4 protein-coding genes are annotated in these 4,341 nt (G+C 76.5%); 3 read left to right on the forward strand and 1 reads right to left on the reverse strand.

Going from position 1 to position 4,341, the window contains the following annotated elements; all coding sequences use genetic code 11:
* Both ACLIYP_RS29355 and ACLIYP_RS29360 read left to right on the forward strand, forming a co-directional pair.
* Positions 1-420, forward strand: a 420-nt coding sequence (locus ACLIYP_RS29355; RefSeq protein WP_412716118.1) for a C40 family peptidase, incomplete at its 5' end; no start/stop codon positions are given.
* Positions 421-528: 108 nt separating this feature from the next.
* Positions 529-1,815, forward strand: a complete 1,287-nt coding sequence (locus tag ACLIYP_RS29360; RefSeq protein WP_412716119.1) for a peptidase MA family metallohydrolase — start codon at positions 529-531, stop codon at positions 1,813-1,815.
* A 26-nt stretch (positions 1,816-1,841) separates the two neighbouring features.
* On the opposite strand, the gene ACLIYP_RS29365 is transcribed toward ACLIYP_RS29360, so the two are convergent.
* Entirely contained in the window at positions 1,842-3,140 is a 1,299-nt protein-coding gene (locus tag ACLIYP_RS29365) for a glycosyltransferase 87 family protein (protein ID WP_412716120.1), read from the reverse strand.
* A gap of 60 nt (positions 3,141-3,200) precedes the next feature.
* On the opposite strand from ACLIYP_RS29365, the gene ACLIYP_RS29370 reads away from it, so the two are divergent.
* On the forward strand, positions 3,201-4,341 hold a 1,141-nt coding region (locus ACLIYP_RS29370), incomplete at its 3' end, for a glycosyltransferase family 4 protein (protein WP_412716121.1).

Below are 4,341 nucleotides of genomic sequence, written 5' to 3' on the forward strand. Positions count from 1 at the left end.
GGGGGCCGGGCGGCCGGCGGGCACGGGGCGCGGGAGGGCGGCGGCCCCGGCGCGCCGGGGGGGCCGGCCCCCTCGCCACGGGCCGCCGCGGCGGTCGCCGCGGCCCGCGGGGCGGTCGGCGCGCCGTACGCCTGGGGCCAGGCCGGCCCCCACGCCTTCGACTGCTCCGGGCTGACCTCCTGGGCGTACGCCCGGGCCGGGGTCTTCCTGCCGCGCACCTCGCAGGGGCAGCTGCACGCCGGGCGGCACGTACCGCTGGAGCAGGCGCTCCCCGGTGATCTGGTCGTCTACCGGTCGGACGCCAGCCATGTGGGGATGTACGTCGGCGGCGGCCAGGTCGTCCACGCCCCCCGCCCCGGAGCGCAGGTGCGGTACGACCCGGTCGGGATGATGCCGGTCGCCGCCGTGGTCCGCCCCTGACCCCGCCCTTCCGCTCCCGGTCCTCCCCGTTTCCGGTCCTCCCCGTTTCCGGTCCTCCCCGTTCCCGGCGTCCCGCGCGCCCCGGGCCGGGCCCGTACGATCAGCGGTGTGACACGGAGGTGGCGGAGGGCGTCGGCGGTACCGGCCGTACTGGTGGCCGGACTGCTGGCGTTCCAGTCCGGCTGCGTGGAGCGGGTGGAGGAGGGCGCCGCGGAGCGCGGAGTGCTCCAGGCGGTGCTGGACCGCCAGGCCGAGGCGGTGCTCACCGGTGACCGCGAGGCCTACCTGGCCACCGTCGACCCCCGCGCGGACGGCTACCGGGACGCCCAGCGCACGGTGTTCGGCAACCTCGCCCGGCTGCCGGTGGACCACTGGTCCTACCGCGTCACCGCCACCGGCGACGACGCCTTCCCGCTCCCGCGGGACACGGACGGCGGGGACGGGGAAGCCGGACCCCGCCGGATCGCGGTCCAAGCCGAACTGCGCTACCGGATCGAGGGCTACGACCCCGCACCGGTGCGGGACGTGGAGTACCTGACCCTCACCGAGCGGAAGGGCCGCTGGTACGTCTCCTCCGACAGCGACGGCGACGGCGCGCCCGGCGGCCGCCGCAGCGCCCAGCAGCTGTGGGAGCAGGGGGAGATGACCGTCGTGCGCGGTGAGCGCAGCCTGGTGCTGGGGGTCGGTCGCCCGGAGTTCGACCTGCGCGCGCTGGCGGACGACGCCGACCGCGCGGTCCCCGGCGCCGACGCCGCCTGGCCGCGCGACTGGCCGCGCCGGGTGCTGGTCCAGGCCCCCGCCACACTGGAGCGGATGGCCGGCCTCCTGGGCGGCCCGCCCTCCTCCTACCGCGGCATCGCAGCCGTCACCACCGGAGAGGCCGGCGGCCGGGGCAGAACGCCCGCGGAGCGGATCGTGGTCAACCCGCAGTCCTACTGGCTGCTGGGCGAGGAGGGGCGGCGGATCGTCATGACCCACGAGGTCACCCATGTGGCCACCCGCGCGCACACCACCGAGTCCACCCCGCTGTGGCTGTCGGAGGGCTTCGCCGACTGGGCCGCCTACCGGGAGGTGGACCGCCCGCCCGCCCGGATCGCCCCCCTGCTGGCCCGTGCCGTCCGCGACGGGCAGGTGCCCAGGAGACTGCCGACGGACGAGGAGTTCGCCTTCGCCGGGGACGCCGACCGGCTCGCCCGCTCCTACGAGAGCGGCTGGCTGCTGTGCCGGATGGTGGCGCAGCGGTGGGGCGAGGAGAAGCTGGTCGAGCTGTACCTGGCGGCGGGCGGTTCCGGCGGCGGCATGGACCAGGTGGTCCGCGAGGTGCTCGGCACCGGCATGGACGGACTCACCGCGCGCTGGCGCGAGTACGTACGGCGGGAACTGGACGAGCGGTAGCGGCTACGGCCGCGCCGGGGCGCGCCTCACCGGGGGACCAGCCCGTCCTCCCGCTCGGGCGCTCTCTGGCGCCTCCCGCGCCCGTCCCCGCGCCCGTCCCCGCCGTCTTCCCCTTCACCGTCCCCGCCGGCCTGCTCCGCGCGGCGCAGGGGCTCGGTCACCGTCGTGCGCCACAGCCGGGCACAGGCCAGCACCGCGGCGGCGACCAGCAGCCCGTTGCGCACCACCAGCAGCGTCACCCCCAGCGCGTCGCTCGCCACCACGCTGCCGAAGTTGAGGGGGAACTCCAGCAGCGTCACCCCCGTCGCCACGACCACCAGCACAGCGGGCAGCCCCTGCCGGCCGGTGCGCAGCGTCACGCACACCGCTGCCAGACCCACCAGCCAGACCATGTACTGCGGGCTGATGACCCGGCTGGTGACGGTGAACAGCAGCACCGCGGCGAACGCGGCGTCCGCGGCGGTGGACGCCGTCCACTCCACCGCGCGCAGCCGCCACCGCAGCAGCCAGCCGAAGGCGGCGGCGGTGCACAGCAGCGCCGCGGTGCTCACCAGGTCCACGTACGGGCCCAGGAACTCCACCGAGCCGTAGTTCAGCAGCACCTGGCCCTCCCAGCCGAAGTGCCGCGCCACGTGGAAGACCAGGGCGCCCACCGACTCGACCTCGGTGCCGCGGTCGCGCTGGTGGGTGAGGAAGTCCAGCGCACCGGGCATGGCGGCGGCGAACGCGGCGGTCAGTACCAGGGCCGTCACCACCGCGGCGCCCCACACGGCGCGGGTGACGCGCCCGCGCGGCGTGCCCGCCAGCAGCAGCGCGGGCCACACCTTCAGCAGCGCCCCGAAGGCCGCCAGCGCCCCGGCCGTGCGCGGGCTGCGGGCCAGGACCAGCAGCGCGGCGACCGCGACGGTGGTGACCATCAGGTCGTAGCGGGCGTACACCGTCGGGCCCAGCAGCGGCACCCCGGCCACCCACACCCACGCGCCCGCCCGGCTGCGGCCCCGCTCCCGCCCGGCGCCGCGGCGGGAGGCGTACAGCAGCAGCGCGAACGCGGCGGCGTCGGCGGCGCAGGCCAGCACGTAGAAGGCGGCCGGGTACTCCAGGAAGGGCAGCAGCGCGGGGGAGAGGATCGCCAGCGCCGCGGCGGGCGGGTACTGCCAGGTGACGTCGTCCGGCGGGAAGACACCGGTGCTCAGCACCCGGTACCAGCCCTGGTAGATCACCGAGACGTCGCTGGTGACGTCCGGCCCCGGCACCGTGATCACCTTGAACACGCACAGGAGCACCACGGTCCGGGTGGCGGCCCAGGCCGCGATCAGAAGGCGCATGGACCGACCGTACCGGGTGCCGCCCCGGCGCCCCGAGGGCAGCGGGTACTGTCGGCGGCGATGGACAAGACCCTGATCGTCACCAACGACTTCCCGCCCCGGCCCGGCGGCATCCAGGCGTTCCTGCACAGCATGGCGCTGCGGCTGGATCCGGAGCGGGTCGTCGTCTACGCCTCGACCTGGAAGCGCGGCCGGGAGGGCGTCGAGGCCACCGCGCGCTTCGACGCGGAGCAGCCCTTCACCGTCGTGCGCGACTCCACCACCATGCTGCTGCCGACCCCGCACGCGACGCGCCGCGCGGTCTCGCTCCTGCGCGAACACGGCTGTACGTCGGTGTGGTTCGGGGCGGCCGCGCCGCTGGGGCTGATGGCCCCCGCCCTGCGCCGGGCGGGGGCGCGGCGGCTGGTGGCGACCACCCACGGCCACGAGGCGGGCTGGGCCCGGCTGCCGGCCGCCCGGCAACTGCTGCGGCGCATCGGAGAGGGCACCGACACCCTCACCTACCTCGGCGAGTACACCCGCTCCCGGATAGCCGCCGCGCTCACCGGGAGGGCGGCGGAGCGGATGGTCCATCTTCCTCCGGGCGTCGACGAGAAGACCTTCCACCCCGGTTCCGGCGGCGACGCGGTGCGGGAGCGGCTGGGCCTGGCAGACCGGCCGGTGGTGGTGTGCGTCTCGCGGCTGGTGCCGCGCAAGGGGCAGGACACCCTCATCCGCGCCATGCCGCGGATCCTTGCCGAGGTGCCCGAGGCGGTGCTGCTGATCGTCGGCGGCGGGCCGTACGGGCAGGCGCTGCGGAAACTGGCGCAGGAGACCGGAGTCGCCGGCTCGGTCCGCTTCACCGGCGCGGTGCCGTGGGAGGAACTGCCCGCCCACTACGGCGCGGGCGACGTCTTCGCCATGCCCTGCCGCACCCGCCGCGGCGGGCTGGACGTGGAGGGGCTGGGCATCGTCTACCTGGAGGCGTCGGCGACCGGGCTGCCGGTCGTCGCCGGCGACTCCGGCGGCGCGCCCGACGCCGTGCTGGACGGGGAGACCGGCTGGGTGGTGCGCGGCGGCGCGCCCGGCGGCGAGGCGGCCGCGGAGACGGCCGACCGCGTCGTGAACCTGCTGAAGGACCCCGCGCTGCGCCGCCGGATGGGCGAGCGCGGCCGGGAGTGGGTCGAGGAGCGCTGGCGCTGGGACCTGCTGGCCGAGCGGC

Source organism: Streptomyces nanhaiensis, assembly GCF_046614825.1.
Lineage (GTDB): Bacteria > Actinomycetota > Actinomycetes > Streptomycetales > Streptomycetaceae > Streptomyces > Streptomyces radiopugnans.

Coding starts and splice junctions, on each gene's coding strand:
- ACLIYP_RS29365 (WP_412716120.1), bottom strand. CDS start 3,140: ATGCGCCTTCTGATCGCGGCCTGGGCCGCCACCCGGACCGTGGTGCTC.